A 20323-nucleotide genomic window follows, 5' to 3' on the forward strand; every position below is an offset into this window, starting at 1 on the left:
TGAACCTCGTCGGTTTGTGCGAGTCTGATGGGGTCTGCGTGGTCGGGATCGACCGCCGCCACGCCTCAATTTCAAGGAGTTGCCCATGCACACTGTGTCTCGCGCCAGTACCACCCTCGTCCTCGCGACCGGCCTGTTTGCCAGCTTTGCGGCACTGGCCGACGAGCCTCGCTACAACCAGGTCTCACTGCGCGCCGAAGCCAGCAAGGAAGTCGCCCGCGACCTGATGGTCGTGACCCTGTACACCGAGGCGCAGAACACCGACCCGGCCAAGCTGGCCAACGAGATCACCACCAGCATGAACAAGGCGCTGGAAAAGGCCCGTGCGGTCAAGGACGTCAAGCTCAGCCAGGACAGCCGCAACAGCTACCCGATCTACGACAACAAGAACCAGAAGATCACCGGCTGGCGCGAACGTGCCGAGCTGCGCCTGGAAAGCGCGAACTTCCCGGCGCTGTCCAAGCTCACCGGCGAGCTGCTGCAGGACCTGAAGATGGGCGGGATGGATTTCGCCATCGCCCCGGCCACCCGCAAGAGCAGCGAAGACGCCCTGCTCAAGGATGCCATCGACGCCTTCAAGGCCCGCGCCCAGCTGACCACCGAAGCCCTCGGCGGCAAGGGCTACAAGGTGGTCAACCTGAACCTCAACAGCAGCGGCTACCCGCACCCCTACGCCCGCGGGGCCATGATGATGAAGGCCAGCATGGACGCCGAAGCCGCGCCAAGCCCGGAAATCGAAGCCGGTACCAGCCAGGTCAGCCTCAGCGCCGACGGCACCATCGAAGTGCTGATGCCCTGATTCACCCGCGGGCAACGCCTGCATCGCTGTCAGCTATGGTTTGAGGGTCGCGCTGGTCAACAGGCCAGCCTCCCTGCCCGCCGAGCGGCCCCACTGGCCGCCCGGCGCACCAATGACATCGATGAGGCCAACAATGCTCAAACACGCGGTCCTTCCCTACCTGCTCGGCGCAGGCCTGCTGGCCGGCGCACCGCTGGCCCATGCGGCCAGCAACCTGGTGTTCTGCTCCGAGGGCAGCCCGGCGGGCTTCGACCCGGGCCAGTACACCACCAGCACCGACTTCGACGCCTCGGCCGAGACCGTCTTCAACCGCCTCAGCCAGTTCGAACGCGGCGGTACGGCGGTGATCCCCGGGCCTGCCACACGCTGGGACATCAGCGACGACGGCCTGAGCTACACCTTCCACCTGCGCGAAGGCGTGCAGTTCCACAGCACCGACTACTTCAAGCCCAGCCGCCCCTTCAACGCCGATGACGTGCTGTTCACCTTCAACCGCATGCTCGACAGGAACCTGCCGTTTCGCAAGGCCTACCCCACCGAGTTCCCCTACTTCACCGACATGGGCATGGACAAGAACATCGTCAAGCTCGAAAAACTCGACGAACACACGGTCAGGTTCACCCTGGCCAGCGTGGACGCCGCGTTCATCCAGAACATGGCCATGAGCTTCGCCTCGATCCAGTCCGCCGAATACGCCGAGCAACTGCTCAAGCAGGGCAAGCCGGCCGACATCAACCAGAAGCCGATCGGCACCGGCCCCTTCGTGTTCGCCAAGTACCAGAAAGACGCGCAGATCCGCTTCAAGGGCAACAAGACCTACTGGCAACCGCAGGACGTGAAGATCGACAACCTGATCTTCGCCATCACCACCGACCCGTCGGTGCGCATGCAGAAGCTCAAGAAGAACGAATGCCAGATCACCCTGTTCCCGCGCCCGGCCGACCTCAAGTCGCTGGAAGCGGACCCCAACCTGAACCTGCCGCACCAGGCCGGCTTCAACCTGGGCTACATCGCCTACAACGTGACCGACCCGATCAAGGGCACCACCGCGCCCAACCCCATGGCCCAGCTCAAGGTGCGCCAGGCCCTGGACATGGCGGTGAACAAGCAGCAGATCATCGACGCGGTGTACCAGGGCGCGGGGCAGCTGGCAGTCAATGCCATGCCGCCCACCCAGTGGAGCTACGACGACACCATCAAGGACGTGCCCTACGACCCGGCCAAAGCCAAGGCGCTGGTGCAGGAGGCCGGGGTCAGGGAGGGCACCGAGATCACCCTGTGGGCCATGCCGGTGCAACGCCCCTACAACCCCAACGCCCGGCTCATGGCCGAGATGATCCAGGCCGACTGGGCGAAAATCGGCATCAAGGCCAGCATCGTCAGCTACGAGTGGGGCGAATACATGAAGCGCGCCAAGGCCGGTGAGAACGGCGCCATGCTGATCGGCTGGAGCGGCGACAACGGCGACCCGGACAACTGGCTGGGCACCCTCTACGGCTGCGACGCGGTGAACGGCAACAACTTCTCCAAATGGTGCGACCCCGCCTACGACGCACTGATCAAGCAGGCCAAGGCCACCCCCGACCAGGCCCGACGCACCGAGCTGTACAAGCAGGCGCAGCACATCATCAAGGCGCAGGTGCCGATCACCCCGATCGCCCATTCCACGGTGTACCAGCCGATGCGCAAGACCGTGCAGGACTTCAAGATCAGCCCCTTCGGCCTGAATGCCTTCTACGGCGTAAGCGTCAGCCAATAGACACGCAACGCGATGTTTAGCCTGTCCCTGCGGGCGCCGAGCTCATCGGTGCACGCGGGGCACTGATACCTGCTTGAAAATTACGACACCACACCAAGATTTTTCCCACGCCTCACACCCACTTCCTTACCTGCACGCCCGCCGCCCGCGTCCCTACCGTGGAGCGCGTGGTGGTGCTGGCACCCTGCTGTCGCCGCGCCCCCCACGCCTCGTACAACAACAAAGGAATGGGACCGCATGCGTATTTCTCCGGTTTTCGCCGCACTGCTGGGCCTGGGGGCACTGGCCTATGGCCCGACAGCCCTGGCCAAGGGCAACCTGGTGTTCTGCTCCGAGGGCAGCCCGGGCGGCTTCGATATCGCCCAGTACACCACCTCCATCGAAAACGACGCCGCCGAGCCGCTGTACAACGGCCTGGTGGAATTCGAACGCGGCGCCACCCGCGTCATCCCCTCGCTGGCGACCGGCTGGGACGTTTCCGATGACGGCCTGACCTATACCTTCCGCCTGCGCCAGGGCGTGAAGTTCCACGCCAACAAGGACTTCACCCCCACCCGCGACTTCAACGCCGACGACGTGCTGCTCACCTTCCAGCGCATGCTCGACCCGCAGCACCCGTTTCGCGTGGCCTACCCGGCCGAGTTCCCCTACTTCGTCAGCATGGACCTGGACAAGAACATCGCCCGGGTCGAAAAGCGCGACCCCTACACGGTGGTCTTCACCCTCAACAGCGTCGACGCCGCCTTCATCCAGAACCTGGCCATGGGCTTTGCCTCGATCGTCTCGGCCGAATACGCCACCCAGCTGATGGCCAGCGGGCGCCTCAGCGACTTCGACCAGAAGCCGATCGGCACCGGCCCCTTCGTGTTCCAGCGCTACCAGAAGGATGCGCAGATCCGCTACCGGGCCAACCCCGACTACTGGGACCCGCAGCAGGTCAGGCTCGACCAGCTGATCTTCTCGATCAACACCGACGCCTCGGTGCGGGTGCAGAAGCTGCGCAAGGGGGAATGCCAGGTCACCGTCAACCCGCGCCCCGCCGACCTCAAGGCCCTGGCCGCCGACCCGAAGATCAACATGCTCGACCAGCCCGGCTTCAACCTGGGCTACATCGCCTACAACGTGCAGCACCCGCCGTTCGACCAGTTGCAGGTGCGCCAGGCCATGGACATGGCGGTGAACAAGGCGGCCATCGTCAAGGCGGTGTACCAGGATGCCGGCCAACTGGCCGTGAACTTCATGCCGCCCACCCAGTGGTCCTACGACCCGAGCATCCGCGATGCCGGCTACGACCCCGACAAGGCCCGCGCCCTGCTGGCCGCCGCCGGGGTCAAGCCCGGCACGCGCATCACCCTGTGGGCCATGCCGGTGCAGCGCCCCTACAACCCCAACGCCAAGCTGATGGCCGAGATGCTCCAGGCCGACTGGGGCAAGGTCGGGCTGGACGTGAAGATCGTCAGCTACGAATGGGGCGAGTACATCAAGCGCACCAAGAACGGCGAGCACGACGTGATGCTGCTGGGCTGGACCGGTGACAACGGCGACCCCGACAACTGGATGGGCACCCTCTACAGCTGCGGTGCCATCGGCAGCAACAACGTGTCGATGTGGTGCGACCCCGAATACGACGCCCTGGTGCAGCAGGCCAAGCGCATCACCGACCCCGCCGCGCGCACCGCGCTGTACCAGCAGGCCCAGCAGCGCATGAAGCAGCAGGTGCCGATCACCCCGGTCGCCCACTCCACCGTGCATCAACCGCTGAGCGTCCGGGTACAGGACTTCAAGGTCAGCCCGTTCGGGCGCAACAGTTTTTCGGGCGTCAGCGTCGACTGACCTCTGCCCGCCCCCTCCCAAGGTTCACCGCCGCACCCGCCGGGCTCACGAGGCCCGGCGGCTAATAAAAACATGCAAAGGAGCATCACCTTGAGACCTACCCGACACGCAGCACTTGCCCTGGCCCTTGGCGGCCTGAGCGCGCTGGCCCAGGCCGAGCCCGTCAGCCAGGATTTCGTTGCGCTTACCCTGCGCACCACCTCCGACCAGGCCCAGGCCAGCGGCTTTATCGACGGCCAGCGCCTGTCCGGCTCGACCCGCAACTGGTACGCCCACGAGCACGCCACCCGCGGGCCACTGTGGTCGTACAGCAAGCGCGACGGCAGCCGCCACCCCACCAGCAGCCGCGACAACTGGGTCCAGGGCACCCTCCTCAACTACACCTCCGGCTTCACCGAGGGCACCGTGGGCCTGAGCACCGAAGTGGCGCTGTACAACGCGGTGGCCCTGCAGCGCGGTCGCGCCAGCGTGGCCGGGCCGAACAACCGCACCCTCACCCACGGCGACGGCGAGGTGCTCGACCAGTGGAGCAAGATCGGCCTGGCCAACCTCAAGGCCCGGGTGTCCAACACCACCCTCACCGCCGGCCGCCAGTCCATCGACACCCCGGTGATCGCCTACATCGGCAACCGCGCACTGCCCTCCAGCTTCCAGGGCGTGAGCCTGCACAGCGCCGAGTTCGACAACCTGAGCTTCGACCTGGGCACCTTCGACCGCGTGTCGATGCGTACCGAGCAGGGCCAGAGCAAGTTTCGCTCCGAGTATGGCGATTCCCGCCAGTTCACCGACCGGGTCAGCATGGCCGGGGTCAACTACCAGCCGCTGCAGAGCCTGAGCACCAGCCTCTACGTGTCCAAGGTCGAGGACCTGTGGAACCAGTACTACTTCGGCGCCAACCACCTGCTGGGCGACAACGCGGTGCTGGGCCTGAACACCGGGCTCAACTACTACAAGACCCGCGACGCCGGCCAGAGCAAGCTGGGCGCCATCGACAACGACACCTTCAGCCTGTCGCTGGCCCTGACCCACCAGGCGCACACCGTGTCGGTCGCCTACCAGCAGGTCAACGGCAACGAGTACTTCGACTACCTGCACGACACCAACGCGATCTTCCTGGCCAACTCGCTGCTGTCGGATTTCAACGGCCCCAACGAGAAATCACTGCAGATCGGCTACGTGCTGAACATGGCCCCCTTCGGCGTGCCCGGCCTCAAGTTCAACCTGTACAACGCCCGCGGCTGGGGCATCGACGGCACCCATTACAAGGGCGGTGGCTACGACGTGAAGAACCTCGACGGCGAGCACCACGACGAATGGGGCATCGGCACCAGCTATGCCGTACAAGGCGGCGCGTTCAAGGACACCACCGTGCGCGCCACCTACACCACCCACCGCGCCAGCAAATTGCAGGGTGACGGGAGCCTGAACGAGGTGCGCGTGGTCACAACCATTCCGTTCAACATCCTCTAGGGCGGCAGGTCGCGGCCGATTCGCCGAATCGGCCGCGATGGCTACGCTGGTTTAATCGAATGCAGGGAAGTGTCATGAAACAGTCAACCCTACAGGCTGCCCTTGCAGCCATCCTGTTGAGCGCCGCAGCCCCGCTGATGGCCAAGCCCCTGGTGGTGTGCACCGAGGCCAGCCCCGAGGGCTTCGACATCGTGCAGTACACCACGGCCGTCACCGCCGATGCCGCCGCAGAAACCCTGTTCAACCGCCTGGTGGACTTCAAGCCCGGCACCACCGAGGTGCAGCCGGCCCTGGCCGAACGCTGGGAGGTCAGCCCCGACGGCCTGACCTACACCTTTCACCTGCGCAGCGGGGTCAGGTTCCACACCACCGACTACTTCACCCCCACCCGCGACCTGAACGCCGACGACGTGCTGTGGAGCTTCCAGCGCCAGCTCGACCCCGCCCACCCCTGGCACGACAAGACCAGCATCGGCTTCCCCTATTTCGAGAGCATGGGTTTCCAGCACCTGCTCAAATCGGTGGAAAAGCTCGACCCGCACACCGTGGCGTTTCACCTGACCCGCCCCGAGGCGCCGTTTCTGCGCGACCTGGCCATGGCCTTCACCTCGATCTATTCCGCCGAATACGCCGACCAGTTGCTCAAGGCCGGCACCACCGCCGAACTCAACAGCAAGCCGGTCGGCACCGGCCCGTTCATCTTCCAGCGCTACAACAAGGACGCGCAGGTGCGCTACAGACCCAACCCGGACTACTTTCGCGGCAAGCCGCCGAGCGATGCACTGATCTTCGCCATCACCCCCGACAACAACGTGCGCCTGCAGAAGCTGCGCGCCAACGAGTGCCAGGTGGCGCTGTACCCCAAGCCCGACGACATACCCGGCATCAAGGCCGACGCGCGCCTGAAGGTGGCCGAAATGGAGGCCCTGACCACCGGCTACATCTCGCTCAACACCGAGCACAGGTACCTGAGCGACGTGCGCGTACGACGCGCCATCAACCTGGCCTTCGACCGCGAACACCATGTCGAGCAACTGTTCGGCAAGGGCAACGCCCTGCTGGCGGTGAACCCCTACCCGCCGACCCTGATGGGCTACAACAGCCAGAACCGCAACCCGCCCCGCGACCTGGAACAGGCCCGCGCGCTGCTCAAGGAGGCCGGCGTACCCGAAGGCACCGTGCTCACCCTGTTCACCCGCAACGGCGGCGGGCCCACCAACCCCAACCCGCGCCTGAGCGCCGAGATGCTTCAGGCCGACCTTGCCCAGGTCGGCCTGAAGGTCGACATCCGCGTGATGGAATGGGCCGAGATGCTGCGCCGCGCCAAGGCCGGCGAAGCCGACATGGTGTCGGCCGGCTGGGCGGGCGACAACGGCGACCCGGACAACTTCCTGACCCCGCTGCTCAGCTGCGCCGCAGCGAAGAATGGGGAAAACTACGCACGCTGGTGCAACCCGCGATTCCAGGTGCTGATCGACCACGCCCGCGAAACCGCCGACCCCGATCAACGCGCCGCACTCTATGTCCAGGCACTGGCGGTGTACGATGAGGCCAAACCGTGGATCAACATGGCCCACCCGAAGGTGTTCACCGCCCTGCGCGAGAACGTCGAGGGCTACGTCATCAACCCGATGACCAACAACAACTTCGCCACCACGCGGGTGAAGTAGAACGATAACGCTTGCAGCGCCCGCCCCCGGGCGCTCGCAGGCATGCCTTAGGCTGATGAGGTACACCACACGATGTTTAGTTTTATTGCACGGCGTCTGGGCCTGTTGATCCCGTCGTTCTTCGGCATCACCCTGCTCACGTTCGCGCTCATACGCCTGATCCCCGGTGACCCGGTGGAGGTGATGATGGGCGAACGCAGGGTCGACCCCGAGATGCACGCCCAGGCCATGGAACGGCTCGGCCTGAACAAGCCGCTGGCGCAGCAGTACCTGGACTACGTCGGCAAACTGGCCCAGGGCGACCTGGGCGAGTCGCTGCGTACCCGCGAAAGCGTGTGGCACGAGTTTCTCGCGCTGTTCCCCGCCACCCTCGAACTGGCCATGGCCGCGCTGCTGTTCGCCGGCATCGTCGGGCTGCTGGCCGGGGTGATCGCCGCGCTCAAGCGCGGCTCGCTGTTCGATCACGGGGTCATGGGCATCTCACTGGCCGGCTACTCGATGCCGATCTTCTGGTGGGGCCTGATCCTGATCATGTTCTTCTCGGTCGGGTTGGGCTGGACGCCGGTGTCCGGGCGCATCGACCTGCTCTACGACATCGAGCCGACCACCGGCTTCATGCTCATCGACACCCTGCTCAGCGACGAGGAAGGCGCGTTCAAGGACGCGTTGATGCACCTGATCCTGCCGGCCATCGTGCTCGGCACCATCCCGCTGGCGGTGATCGCACGCATGACCCGCTCCTCGATGCTCGAAGTGCTGCGCGAGGACTACATCCGCACCGCACGGGCCAAGGGCCTGTCGCCGGCACGGGTGGTGTTCGTGCACGGCCTGCGCAACGCGCTGATCCCGGTGCTTACGGTGGTCGGCCTGCAGGTCGGCACGTTGCTCGGTGGCGCGGTGCTTACCGAAACCATCTTTTCCTGGCCGGGCATCGGCAAATGGCTGATCGAAGCCATCGGCGCCCGTGACTACCCCGTGGTACAGAACGGCATCCTGTTGATTGCCTGCCTGGTGATCCTGGTCAACTTCGTCGTGGACATCCTCTACGGCCTGGCCAACCCACGCATCCGACATCAGCGCTGAGGCCTTCGCTCATGACCAATCCGCTTGCAAAAAACGCTGCCGTCGACGCCGCGCCGCTCGACCAGAGCCTGCTCTACCCCTCCCCCTACAAGGAATTCTGGCACGCCTTCTCACGCAACAAGGGCGCGGTGGCCGGCCTGCTGTTCATGTGCCTGATCGTGTTCTGCGCGCTGTTCGCCCCGTGGGTGGCGCCGCACAACCCCAGCGAGCAGTACCGCGACTTCCTGCTGACCCCGCCGGTATGGCTCGAAGGCGGCCAGTGGCAGTTTCTGCTGGGTACCGACGAGCTGGGCCGCGACCTGCTCTCGCGGCTGATCCAGGGTTCGCGCCTGTCGCTGCTGATCGGCCTGTCGTCGGTACTGATCTCGCTGATCCCGGGCGTGCTGCTGGGCCTGCTGGCCGGGTTTTTCCCGCGCCTGCTTGGCCCGTCCATCATGCGCCTGATGGACGTGATGCTGGCGCTGCCCTCGCTGCTGCTGGCGGTGGCCATCGTGGCGATCCTGGGCCCTGGCCTGATCAACACCGTGATCGCCATCGCCATCGTCTCGCTGCCGGCCTACGTGCGCCTGACCCGCGCCGCGGTGATGGGCGAGCTGAACCGCGACTACGTCACCGCCGCACGCCTGGCCGGGGCACGCCTGCCGCGCCTGATGTTCGTGACCGTGCTGCCCAACTGCATGGCGCCGCTGATCGTGCAGGCCACCCTGAGTTTCAGTTCGGCGATTCTCGATGCCGCCGCGCTGGGCTTCCTGGGCCTGGGCGTGCAACCGCCGACCCCGGAGTGGGGCACCATGCTGGCCTCGGCCCGCGACTACATCGAACGCGCCTGGTGGGTGGTCAGCCTGCCGGGCCTGACCATCCTGCTCAGCGTGCTGGCAATCAACCTGATGGGCGACGGGCTGCGCGATGCGCTGGACCCGAAACTCAAGAATGCCGCCTGAGGAGAAGCCCATGTCACTTCTACACATCAAGAACCTGAGCGTGCGCTTCGGCGACGCCTCGGCGGTACCGGTGGTCGACGGCCTCGACCTGAACGTGGAAAAGGGCGAGGTGCTGGCGATTGTCGGCGAGTCCGGCTCGGGCAAGTCGGTGACCATGATGGCGCTGATGGGCCTGATCGACGCCCCCGGGCGCATCACCGCCGACGCCTTGACCTTCAACGGCAGCGACATGCTCACCCTGAGCGGCCGGCAGCGGCGCAAGGTGGTCGGCAAGGACATGGCGATGGTCTTCCAGGACCCCATGACCGCACTCAACCCCAGCTACACCGTGGGTTTCCAGATCGAGGAGGTGCTGCGCCAGCACCTGGGGCTGCGCGGCAAGGCGGCTCGCCAGCGTGCGCTGGAGCTGCTGAAGAAGGTCGAGATCCCGGCCCCGGAAAGCCGCCTGGATGCCTACCCCCACCAACTCTCCGGCGGCATGAGCCAGCGCGTGGCAATCGCCATGGCGATTGCCGGCGAACCCAAGCTGCTGATCGCCGACGAGCCCACCACGGCCCTGGACGTGACCATTCAGGCGCAGATCATGGAGCTGCTGCTCAACCTGCAGAAAGAGCAGGACATGGCGCTGATCCTGATTACCCACGACCTTGCCGTGGTGGCCGAAACCGCCCGCCGCGTGTGCGTGATGTATGCCGGCCAGGCAGTGGAAGTCGGCCAGGTGCCCGAGCTGTTCGAGGTGCCTGCGCACCCCTACAGCGAAGCCCTGCTGGCAGCGATCCCCGAGCACAGCGAAGGCGCCGAGCGCCTGGCGACCCTGCCCGGCATCGTGCCCGGACGCTACGACCGGCCCCACGGCTGCCTGCTGTCGCCGCGCTGCCCCTACGTGCAGGACCACTGCCGCCAGCAGCGTCCGAGCCTGGACCCCAAGGCCCACAGCCTGGCCCGCTGCTTCTACCCGCTCAACCAGGAGGTGGCGTGATGAGCGTCGTACTGACCGCCCGTGACCTCACCCGTCATTACGAAGTGTCCCTGGGCCTGTTCAAGGGCCATGCCCTGGTACGCGCCCTCAATGGGGTGTCGTTCGAACTGGAGGCCGGCAAGACCCTGGCCGTGGTCGGCGAATCCGGCTGCGGCAAGTCGACCCTGGCCCGCGCCCTGACCCTGATCGAGGAACCGTCGTCGGGCTCGTTGCAGATCGCCGGGCAGGAGGTGGCCGGTGCCAGCAAGCAGCAGCGCCGGCAACTGCGCCGCGATGTGCAGATGGTGTTCCAGAGCCCCTATGCCTCGCTCAACCCGCGCCAGAAGGTCGGTGACCAACTGGCCGAGCCGCTGCTGATCAACACCCGGCTGTCCAGGGCCGAACGCCGCGAGAAGGTGCAGGCGATGATGCAGCAGGTGGGCCTGCGGCCCGAGCACTACCAGCGCTACCCGCACATGTTCTCCGGTGGCCAGCGCCAGCGCATCGCCCTGGCGCGGGCCATGATGCTGCAACCCAAGGTGCTGGTGGCGGACGAGCCGACCTCGGCGCTGGACGTGTCGATCCAGGCGCAGGTGCTGAACCTGTTCATGGACCTGCAGAAGGAGTTCAACACCGCCTACGTGTTCATCTCGCACAACCTGGCGGTGGTGCGGCATGTGGCCGACCAGGTACTGGTGATGTACCTGGGGCGCCCGGCGGAAATGGGGCCCAAGGAGGATATCTATGCCAGGCCTTTGCACCCTTACACCCAGGCCCTGCTGTCGGCGACCCCGACCATTCACCCCGACCCGCTCAAGCCAAAGATCAGGATCGTGGGCGAGCTGCCCAACCCGCTGAACCCACCGCCGGGGTGCGCGTTCCACAAGCGTTGCCCGTATGCCACCGAGCGCTGTGCCAGTGAAGAGCCGGCGTTCCGGCCAGTGGGTACACGGCAGGTGGCGTGCCACTATGCGGAGCAGTTTCTCTAGAACCGCTGCGCCAGCAATCGCGGGTCAAGCCCGCTCCCACACGGATCACTGCTGTCCTTGTGGGAGCGGGCTTGACCCGCGATAGGGCCCTGCAGGTATTCTGCTTTCCTACCTCCAATGAGCCAGCCCCATGGCCGCACACCCGATCCCCGACGGCCCCGAACACACCGCCGAAACCGCCGCCACCGTGCTGCGCTACCACCTGTGCTGGAAACACCGCGACCTCGACGGCGTGATGGCGCTCTATCACCCCGACATCCAGTACAACGACTTCTTCCAGAACCGCGTACTGCACCTGGCCGAGCTGCGCGAATACGTGGCCGCCAGCATGCCGCGCCAGGATGGCGAGGACATCGTGCACAGCGACCGCATCCGCACCGACGGCTGCACCGCCTTCATCCAGTACCAGGTAACGCTGCGCGGCGGCGACGGCATCACCGCGTTTCGTGCCAGCGAGGCCATCACCGTGCGCGACGGCCTGATCTGGCAGGTCAACGAATACGCCTCGCTGGTGCGCGAGCCTTCACGCCACACCGGCCACCCCAGCCTGCGCCCGGCCGCCAGCCGCCTGGGCCTGTCACCGCGCCAGCTGAGCTTCATGGCCCAGGACCTGCAGCACTACTTCACCCGTCGCCAACCCTATCTGGACCCGCAACTGGACCTGCAACAGGTCGCCCGCGAGTGCGGCTACAGCCGCAACCAGATCTCCTACCTGCTCAACCAGGTGCTGGGCCAGAGCTTCTACCGCTACGTCAACCAGGCCCGCCTGCAGCATCTGCTGGCTGAACTGGAGCGCGCAGGGCCGGCGCCCAAGGTCGATGACCTGGCCTTCGCCGCCGGCTTCAATTCACTGTCGGCGTTCTACAAGTGCTTTCGCCAGCACACCGGCCTGTCGCCCAAGGCCTACGTGCAACAGATTTCTCTGCGGACACGCACGCAAGACAATCCGCCCGCCCAGCCCTAGCATCGGCCCACACCGTTACGGATGTGGAGCCGAACACAATGCAGGCATGGCGCAGTATCAGCCTTTGGATGGACCAGCTTGACGAGCCGCTGATCGCGCGCCCGGCGTTGCGCCAGGACCTGGACGTGGATGTATGCATCATCGGCGCCGGCTACACGGGCCTGTGGAGCGCCTACTACCTCAAGCGCCAGGCACCGCACCTGAACATCGCCATCGTCGAGGCCAACATCGCAGGCTTCGGCGCCTCGGGGCGTAACGGCGGCTGGCTGATGGGCAACCTGCTGGGCGAAGACCGCCTGCTGGCCGACTGCTCCCCCGAACAGCGCCGCGACGCCTATGACCTGCTGCACGGCATCCCCGACGAAGTGGAAACGGTACTCGAGCGCGAAGGCATCCACTGCGACTACCGCAAGGGCGGCGCCCTTTATTGCGCGGCGCGCTACCCCGAGCAGGAAGCGAGCCTGCGCAGTTACCTGCAAAAGCTCTACCGGCAGGGCCTGAACGAGGCCGAGTATCGCTGGCTGAGCCCGGTCGAACTGGCCGCGCAGCTGCGCATCGCCAAGCCCTATGGGGCGATCTACACGCCGAACGTGGCCACCGTGCACCCGGCCAAACTGGTGCGCGGCCTGGCCCGGGCCGTCGAGCGTCTGGGGGTGAAGCTCTACGAGAACAGCCCGGTCATCGACTGGCACAAGGGGCAGGTACGCACCGCCCAGGCACAGGTGCGCTGCCAGTGGGTGGTGCCGGCGGTGGAAGGCTATGCCGTCGGGCTGCCGCCGCTGGGTCGCTATCAGTTGCCGGTACAGAGCCTGCTGGTGGCCACCGAGCCGCTGCCTGAGCAGGTGTGGGAGCAGATCGGCCTGAACGCCGGTCAGGCCTTCAGCGAAAACAGCCGCCAGGTCACCTACGGCCAGCGCAGTGCCGACAACCGCCTGGTGTTCGGCGCCCGCGGCGGCTATCGCTTCGCCGGGCGCCTGCGCGAAGACTTCACCCTCAGCGACAGCGAAATCGGCCTGCGCCGCTACCTGTTCGGCGAGCTGTTTCCGCAGCTCAAGAACGTCGACATCACCCACGCATGGGGCGGCAACCTGGGCATGGCGCGGCGCTTTCGCCCGCACATGCTGTGCGATGCCGAGCAGGGAATCGCCCTGGCCGGCGGCTATGGCGGCGAAGGCGTGGGCGCCAGCAACCTGGGCGGGCGCACCGTGGCGGCGCTGATCCTGGGCCAACGCAACGCACTCACCGCCCAGCCCTGGGTACACCCCGCGGCGCGCCTGACCAGCCTGGCGCGCTGGGAGCCCGAGCCATGCCGCTGGCTCGGCTACAACGCGATCATCAAGAGCTTCGTCCACGAAGACCAGACCCTTGCCAACCCGGCCAGCGCCCCCTGGCGCCGGCGCCTGGCCAGCGGTGTGGCGGACTTCATGGAAAGCCTGATGCACTGACTTCCCCCTGCACAGGACCACCGGCATGCGCATTACCCAGTTCAAGCACACCCATAGCGTCGCTCTCGAACAGTCAAACCCGGTGGCCGTGCCCCTGGGCGAGCCGGTGGCGGTCACCTCGGTGACCTGCGTGGAGCGCAACGACGGCGTCGAAACCGGCATCTGGGAATGTACCCCGGGCCGCTGGCGGCGCCAGATCGAGCAGCAGGAGTTCTGCCACTTCATCAAGGGCCGCTGCACCTTCACCCCCGATGGCGGCGAGCCGCTGACCATAGAAGCCGGCGACGCACTGATGTTGCCGGCCAACAGCACCGGTATCTGGGATATCCACGAGACCGTGCGCAAGACCTACGTATTGATTTTCTGATCCTTTGATCGCCTGCCTCCTTCGACAAAAACAGACCAAGCAAGGAATCCGGACATGCGCCCATTGCTCTTCGCCCCGCTGTTGCTGGCCGCCTCCATCGCCCAGGCGGCCGACTCGGTAAAAATCTACAACTGGTCCAGCTACATCGCCCCCGACACCCTGAAGAACTTCCAGGCCGCCAGCGGCATCGTGCCCACCTATGACGTGTTCGACAGCAACGAGACCCTCGACGGCAAGCTGATGACCGGCAATTCGGGCTACGACGTGGTGTTCCCCTCCAACCACTTCATGGCCCGGCAGATCCAGGGCAAGGCGCTCAAGGCGCTGGACAAGCGCCAGTTGCCCAACTGGAAGAACCTCAACCCGGTGCTGCTCAAGGCGCTGGAAGTCAACGACCCGGGCAACCGCTACGGCTTCCCCTACCTGTGGGGCAGCACCGGCATCGGCTACAACATCGACAAGGTCAAGGCGGCGCTGGGCGAGAATGCCCCGGTGGACTCCTGGGACCTGATCTTCAAGCCAGAGAACATCAGCAAGCTCAAGAGCTGCGGCGTGGCGATCCTCGACAACGGCCCCGAACTGCTGCCGATCGCGCTCAACTACCTGGGCCTGCCGCACCACAGCCAGGACCCGGCCGACTACGAGAAGGCCAAGGCCCTGCTGATGAAGGTGCGCCCGTACATCAGCTACTTCCACTCCTCCAAATACACCGGCGACCTGGCCAACGGCGATATCTGCGTGGTGGTGGGCTTCTCCGGCGACGTGCTGCAGGCCAGAAACCGTGCAGAAGAGGCCAGAAACGGGGTGAAGGTGGGCTATGAGATTCCCAGGGAAGGCGCGCCGATGTGGTTCGACATGGTCGCCATGCCCGCCGATGCCCCGGACGAAAAGGCCGGCTATGCCTACATGAACTACCTGTTGCAACCCGAGGTGATGGCCGACATCAGCAACCATGTGCAGTACGCCAACGGCAACCAGGCAGCCGACCGCCTGGTGGACCCGGCACTCAAGGCCAACAGCATGATCTACCCGACCGATGCCATGCTCGGCAAGCTGTTCGCCCTGCAGGCCATGCCGGCCAAGATCGACCGCCTGCGCACCCGTATCTGGACCAGCATCAAGGCCGGCAACTGAGCCACCCTGCAATAGATACCACCCTCGGCCTGTGTGCCCCGGCAGCCTGAAGCCCTTGCCGGGGCAACAGCGCAGCCCGCCCGTTGCCCGGCGCCCACCCACTGCCGAGCACACACCATGCCCTTGAAGACCCTGCCGTACTTTCACCGCGTTGCGCTGCGCCAGCGCTTTGCCGATCACCTGGCACAGGCCCGAGACAGCCTCGATGAAGAGGAGCATCGCTGGCTGCAAGGCTGGCTGCAGGCGCCAGGGCCCGACGCGCCGCGAATCGACCGCCTGAGCGCGATCACCGCCAGCGCCCACGCCAGCGAACTGACCGCCAGCCTGCTGCTGAGCCGCAGCACGCACCCCCGTGTTTTTTTCTACCACCCGTTGCTGGGGCTGCTGCGCTTCGAAGACCGTACCCAGCTCAAGCACCACCTCGTTGAACTGCTGAACAGCGGCCACCCGCACGTACTGCTGCACTACATCGCCCCCAGGGATCGCCTGCTGGCAGGCCAGGGCGGCATCGTGGATGTTCAGGTCGAACGGCTGGAGGACGAGGTGTTCGAGTACCTGATGCTGGTCATCGCCGCTCGCCAGGGCCAGGCGCTGAGCGAGCTGCAGCAGCAGGTACTGGGCCAGCCGCCAGCCGACTCGTTGTGGGAGCAGGCGCTGGCCACCACCACCGCTACCGCTGCAGCGGCGCCGCAGCGCCTGGCGGCGGCACGCGACTGCCAACGGCAACTGCACCGGTACTGGCATACCGCCAAGGCCGGCAGCGAAACCCCGGCCCGGCAACTGGCCCGCCTGATGGGCGCGCGCGTGCGCGAGGCGATCACGCGCCAGGCCTGGGCCGGCGCCCTTGCCGAAACCGACCATGCAGCGCTGCTGCAATGGCTGGACACCGAGGCCCTCTCGCCCCTGCAGGCGTTCAGCCTCAACGTCACCACCGCGCAAGGCCACAGCCAACTGCTGGAGGGCGTGCTCGCGCTCGACACCCGTGCCGGCCCGGTGTTCACCTGGTGTGCTGCACGCGGGCTGGAGCGCCATGCCAGCAAGCGGGCGTTGTTATCGTCGCTGACCGACCCCCGGTTGCGCGACAGCTGGCGCCCGGTGGTCAGCCCATCGCGGCAGAGCCAGCTGGGCGCCTGGCGCATCAGCGCCCTGCACCTGCAACCGCTGGCCGCCCCTGCACTGGACAGCTGGGTTGGCCAGGTGCTGAGCGCCCAGCAACAGGACATCGAAACACAACTGCGCCATGACAGCGGCCAGGACGGTTATCAGGCATGCCGCCAGGCGCTGGACCTCGACAGTCGACTGGCCGGCGAACTCGCGCGTCTGGGCACCTCGCCCCACGCCCACGACAGCCCGGCCACCCTGGCCCGGCTGCAAGCGTCGGCACAGGCAGCCGGCGCTGACCTGGAGGAACTGAACCGGCTGGTGAGCGCACTGACCGGCCACGCGCAGGCACTGTTCGAAGAGGTACCAGGCCTGGAGACGGTGACTGCGGCAGGGCTCGACCAGGCCCTTGCCGCAGTGCTGGACAAGGGCCCGCCAGTCCCCCAGGTACGCCTGGGCCAGCCCGGCGCCGGGCGCACCTGGCTGAGCCTGGCCGAACTGGTGTGGCAGCGGCTCGGCGGTATCGGTACCTCGCTGGATGAACGCTGGCTGGTCAGCGGCCCGGTGGTGGCCGAACAGCCTGTGGCCTTGCCTGCGCTCGACCTGGCGCTGGCCCGACAGGCTGTCGCACAGGTCGCCGATGCCACCGGCAGCCAACTGGCGAGCGCCCTGACGCAGTATCAAGCGCAGCGACGCACGTACCTCAAGCACCTGTGGCAACTGGCCCTGACCCTCGAATACCGCCTGCTCGACCACGACAGCCTGCTGCCAGCCCCGGCACGCGCGCTGATTCACGCCGCCCTGTTTCCGGCGCCCTCGCCGGCAGCGCCGGCCTGGGCCTGGCAACTGGCCCTGGACCAGGCGCCCAGCAGCGAGGCCCTGCTGCTGACCCGCCAGCCGCTCGAGGCACAGCCCGATCTGTGGCTGCTGTGGACCCTCGACCAGGGCTTTGCCGCATTCACCTCGCGCCTTGCGCTGGAGCAGGCCGTCGCAGCGCGCTACCCCGCCGCGCAACGCTTTCAATGGCTGGCGCTGGCAGGCGCGCCTGCGCACCACCTGCAGAGCTGGCAGGCCGAACACGACGTGGCCGCAACGCGGCGCGCCTTCGACCGGCTCACCCGGCGCGGCGTGCCTGCCGCACACCTGCCCGACCTGCTGCGCAGCACGCTCGACACGCCTGGCACGCTGCGCTACCTGCAGCGTCTGCAGCGCCTGGCCAGTGCCCGGCGCCTGCGTGGCCATCTGCCTGACTGGCTGGCGCAGGCCGCCCCCAGCGAACAGTACGGCTACCTGCAGGTTCTGGGGCGCAACCTGCTGCAAAGCCCGTCACCACAGGACTACCTGTTCGACATCCCGGCGGTGACCGACTATGCCCGCCAACGGGTTCAGGCCCGCCTGGACCAGGACTTCGCGGCCGGCCGCTACCCTGCCGACCAGCTGTTGATCACCACCACGCGCTGGGTCACCGCGTTGCCGCCCACCGGTGAGGTCCCCACAGGCGAAGCGGCCGCCAGCATCCAGCATCGCCAGACGCTGGTCGACTACGCGCTCAACCATTACCGCGACTGGGACCACGCCATCACCGCAATCACGCTCGAGGGCGACATGACCGTGCCTGCGCGCATCGATGCCGCCTACCTGCGGGCGCTGGTGCGCGAACTGGACCTGGGTCAAGGCTATCGCCAGCTGCTGGCCGAGCAACTGGACCGCGACCATGCGAGCTACCCCAGGCGCCTGCGGCTGTTCTGCCGGCAATTGCCGGGGCAACTGCTGGAAGCGGCGTGGCGCGCCCGGCTCCAGGGGCAACTGGGCGCAGCCGACGTCGAGTGCATCCGCGCCGTCGTCGAGCAGCCCGACGCCACCGCCCGTGACCAGCTGCCAGCCCCCGCCGCACAACTGGTGCCCCTGGAACTGATCGCCGACAGCGGCCTGCCCCCCGATACCGTGCCCGGGGTGTACCTGTTCATGTACGCCAGCCCCGCGCCCGGCCCCGTGGTGATGTACACGCCGTACCAGGCCGGCGGTCTGTTCCAGGCCTTCAGCAGTTCGGCCGACCTGCTGCAGCAGCTTCGCAGCGTGCCGGCCCTGCAGGCCCGGATACTGGCCTGCATGCCCGACACGATGCGCCCGCGCTACGACCACGGTGGGTTCACCGAGGCCCACCTGCCCTACAGCGCCGAATTCGATTTCGAGCTGCCCCTGTATGCCCAGCAGCCGGTGACCCTGGCCTGGCGCCCGGTGCATGGCAACGCCCTGCAGTACCTGTTCGAGACCAATGCAGCGTTGCTGCAGGGCATGGCCCATACGCAACTGGTGAGTACCGCCGAAGCCCGCTGGGCCACCCTGAAAGAGGTACTCGGGCTGCTCTGGAGCCAACTGACCCTGTTCATCCCCGGCCGCATCGGCCTGCTGCTGGCCGCGTGGCAGGGCGAACTGTCGCTGCTGCAATTGGCCGAGCGCCCCTCGGGAGACTGGGCGCAGGCCTTGTCGGAACTGACCTGCACCCTGGTGCAGGGCCTGCTGGCCGGGCATGGCGTGCGCGAACAGGGCCCTGGCGCACTGCCGGCCGACGAAGGCGAATTCTGGCGGCGCCTGGGGCAGGCGTCGCACCAGCGGCTGTCCGCCTACGAAGTGCCGCAGCAGTCCCTCGATGGCCTGGCCAGCCGCGAGCAGATCTATACCGACGTCGATGGCCAGACGCAGTTCGCCTGCCTGGAGGGCAAGGTGTACGGCGTTCGCCAGCTGGACCAGCGCTGGCACCTGAGTGCGCCGGACATCGACGAACCAGGGCCACGCCTGCGCAGCGAAGGCAACGGCCGCTGGCAGATCGACCCGCAGCAGGCCATACCCGTGCTAAGTGGTGGCATCATCGGCAGGCTGGGCGGGTGGGCCTCGCGTCAGGTGATGGCCGGCAACGATATCGTCATCCGGGCCGTGGGCATGCGCCAGATCCAGCGACTCATGCCGGCCCGCGCGCGCATGCTGCGCCAGGCTCACCGCACGGCGCTCGACTACCTGGGCATCTGCCTGGACAACCTGCAGCAGGCCAGCCCGGTGCAACGCATGCCGGCACAGACCCGCACGATCCTCAGCGATTTCTTCGGCGTCGAACCCGACGAAGCCCTGCTGCAGCGCGTACGCGAACCGGTGGAAAAACTCTTCGAACTGATGACCTCGCAGGACTATTCGGTCGCCACGTCCAGGCGCTACATCCTGGCCAGCAATATCGGCAACTACACCGGCATCGCCTTCACCTCGCCCCATGACCCGCTCCGGCAACTGTTTCTGCTGGACGCCTATTTCGACGTCAGCTACCTGGGCAGGCTCCAGCTCAGGCCCGAGCTGTCCTGGCAGGAAGCCGATGCCATTGCGCGTGCCAACTGCCTGCTGCACGAGTTCTCGCATATCGCCTATGACACACGCGACATGCGCTACCTGGATGCCTCGCTGGCATTTGCCGACCTGCTCATGCCCGGCGAGCAGCAGGATTGGCTCAGGCGCCAGCACGACGAGGCGTTCTCTCACCGTTCACCGGCCCGGCGCCTGTTCGTGGTGCGCTCACGCGACGGTACCCGACGCGACATCACCCGTGACGACAACAAGGGCCTGAGCCTGATCCTCAAGATCGCCGACACCCGTGACCTGGCGGTCGCGCGCCAGCGCTTTCTGGACGATGCGGTGGTGCGCTCGCGAATCATGCTCAAGAACGCCGACTCGCTGACCCTGCTGGTCTACCGCCTGGGCCAGGCAAGCCATCGCCCACCGGCGGCGGGGGGCTGAAACGAAAACGCCCGCGCAGCCAGGGGGCTG

The 20323-nt window shown here is 66.6% G+C and carries 14 protein-coding genes; all 14 read left to right on the plus strand.

Annotated features, from left to right (window positions below):
- The first annotated feature begins 85 nt into the window (after positions 1-85).
- The 14 genes from B4I46_RS22420 to B4I46_RS22485 all read left to right on the plus strand — a co-directional run bounded on the left by B4I46_RS22420 (position 86) and on the right by B4I46_RS22485 (position 20293).
- Positions 86-799, plus strand: coding sequence for an SIMPL domain-containing protein (locus tag B4I46_RS22420; protein ID WP_043862487.1), 714 nt, complete (start codon positions 86-88; stop codon positions 797-799).
- A 133-nt stretch (positions 800-932) separates the two neighbouring features.
- Entirely contained in the window at positions 933-2558 is a 1626-nt protein-coding gene (locus tag B4I46_RS22425; protein ID WP_286901963.1) for an ABC transporter substrate-binding protein, read from the plus strand.
- Positions 2559-2795: 237 nt separating this feature from the next.
- Positions 2796-4391, plus strand: coding sequence for an ABC transporter substrate-binding protein (locus tag B4I46_RS22430; protein ID WP_229589542.1), 1596 nt, complete (start codon positions 2796-2798; stop codon positions 4389-4391).
- 72 nt (positions 4392-4463) lie between these two features.
- Positions 4464-5861 (plus strand): OprD family porin, encoded by a 1398-nt coding sequence (locus B4I46_RS22435; protein ID WP_286901966.1) that lies wholly within the window; start codon positions 4464-4466, stop codon positions 5859-5861.
- Positions 5862-5935: 74 nt separating this feature from the next.
- Entirely contained in the window at positions 5936-7531 is a 1596-nt protein-coding gene (locus B4I46_RS22440) for an ABC transporter substrate-binding protein (RefSeq protein WP_058541421.1), read from the plus strand.
- A 72-nt stretch (positions 7532-7603) separates the two neighbouring features.
- Positions 7604-8614 (plus strand): ABC transporter permease subunit, encoded by a 1011-nt coding sequence (locus B4I46_RS22445; protein ID WP_043862492.1) that lies wholly within the window; start codon positions 7604-7606, stop codon positions 8612-8614.
- 11 nt (positions 8615-8625) lie between these two features.
- Positions 8626-9555, plus strand: coding sequence for an ABC transporter permease subunit (locus B4I46_RS22450; RefSeq protein ID WP_116052929.1), 930 nt, complete (start codon positions 8626-8628; stop codon positions 9553-9555).
- A gap of 10 nt (positions 9556-9565) precedes the next feature.
- Positions 9566-10534, plus strand: a complete 969-nt coding sequence (locus B4I46_RS22455; RefSeq protein ID WP_054916393.1) for an ABC transporter ATP-binding protein — start codon at positions 9566-9568, stop codon at positions 10532-10534.
- Positions 10534-11502 carry a peptide ABC transporter ATP-binding protein gene (locus B4I46_RS22460; RefSeq protein WP_043862495.1) on the plus strand — a complete coding sequence of 323 codons (969 nt, stop codon included), beginning with the start codon at positions 10534-10536 and terminating at the stop codon, positions 11500-11502. The genes B4I46_RS22455 and B4I46_RS22460 overlap by 1 nt, the downstream gene beginning before the upstream one ends.
- Before the next feature lie 130 nt (positions 11503-11632).
- Positions 11633-12466: an AraC family transcriptional regulator gene (locus tag B4I46_RS22465; RefSeq protein WP_078479963.1), complete on the plus strand. Its 834-nt coding sequence runs from the start codon at positions 11633-11635 to the stop codon at positions 12464-12466.
- Positions 12467-12504: 38 nt separating this feature from the next.
- Positions 12505-13911, plus strand: coding sequence for an NAD(P)/FAD-dependent oxidoreductase (locus B4I46_RS22470; RefSeq protein WP_253087173.1), 1407 nt, complete (start codon positions 12505-12507; stop codon positions 13909-13911).
- Between the two features lie 25 nt (positions 13912-13936).
- On the plus strand, positions 13937-14278 hold the full coding sequence (locus tag B4I46_RS22475; protein WP_043862498.1) for a cupin domain-containing protein: 342 nt from the start codon (positions 13937-13939) through the stop codon (positions 14276-14278).
- A 54-nt stretch (positions 14279-14332) separates the two neighbouring features.
- Positions 14333-15412 (plus strand): polyamine ABC transporter substrate-binding protein, encoded by a 1080-nt coding sequence (locus B4I46_RS22480; RefSeq protein ID WP_054916396.1) that lies wholly within the window; start codon positions 14333-14335, stop codon positions 15410-15412.
- A 117-nt stretch (positions 15413-15529) separates the two neighbouring features.
- The gene (locus tag B4I46_RS22485) at positions 15530-20293 is read left to right on the plus strand and encodes a dermonecrotic toxin domain-containing protein (RefSeq protein WP_286901969.1); all 4764 of its coding nucleotides are present in this window, start codon (positions 15530-15532) and stop codon (positions 20291-20293) included.
- Positions 20294-20323: the final 30 nt, after the last annotated feature.

The sequence above is a fragment of the Pseudomonas sp. UBA7500 genome (assembly GCF_002478435.1).
In the GTDB taxonomy this organism is placed as follows: Bacteria; Pseudomonadota; Gammaproteobacteria; order Pseudomonadales; family Pseudomonadaceae; genus Aquipseudomonas; species Aquipseudomonas palmensis.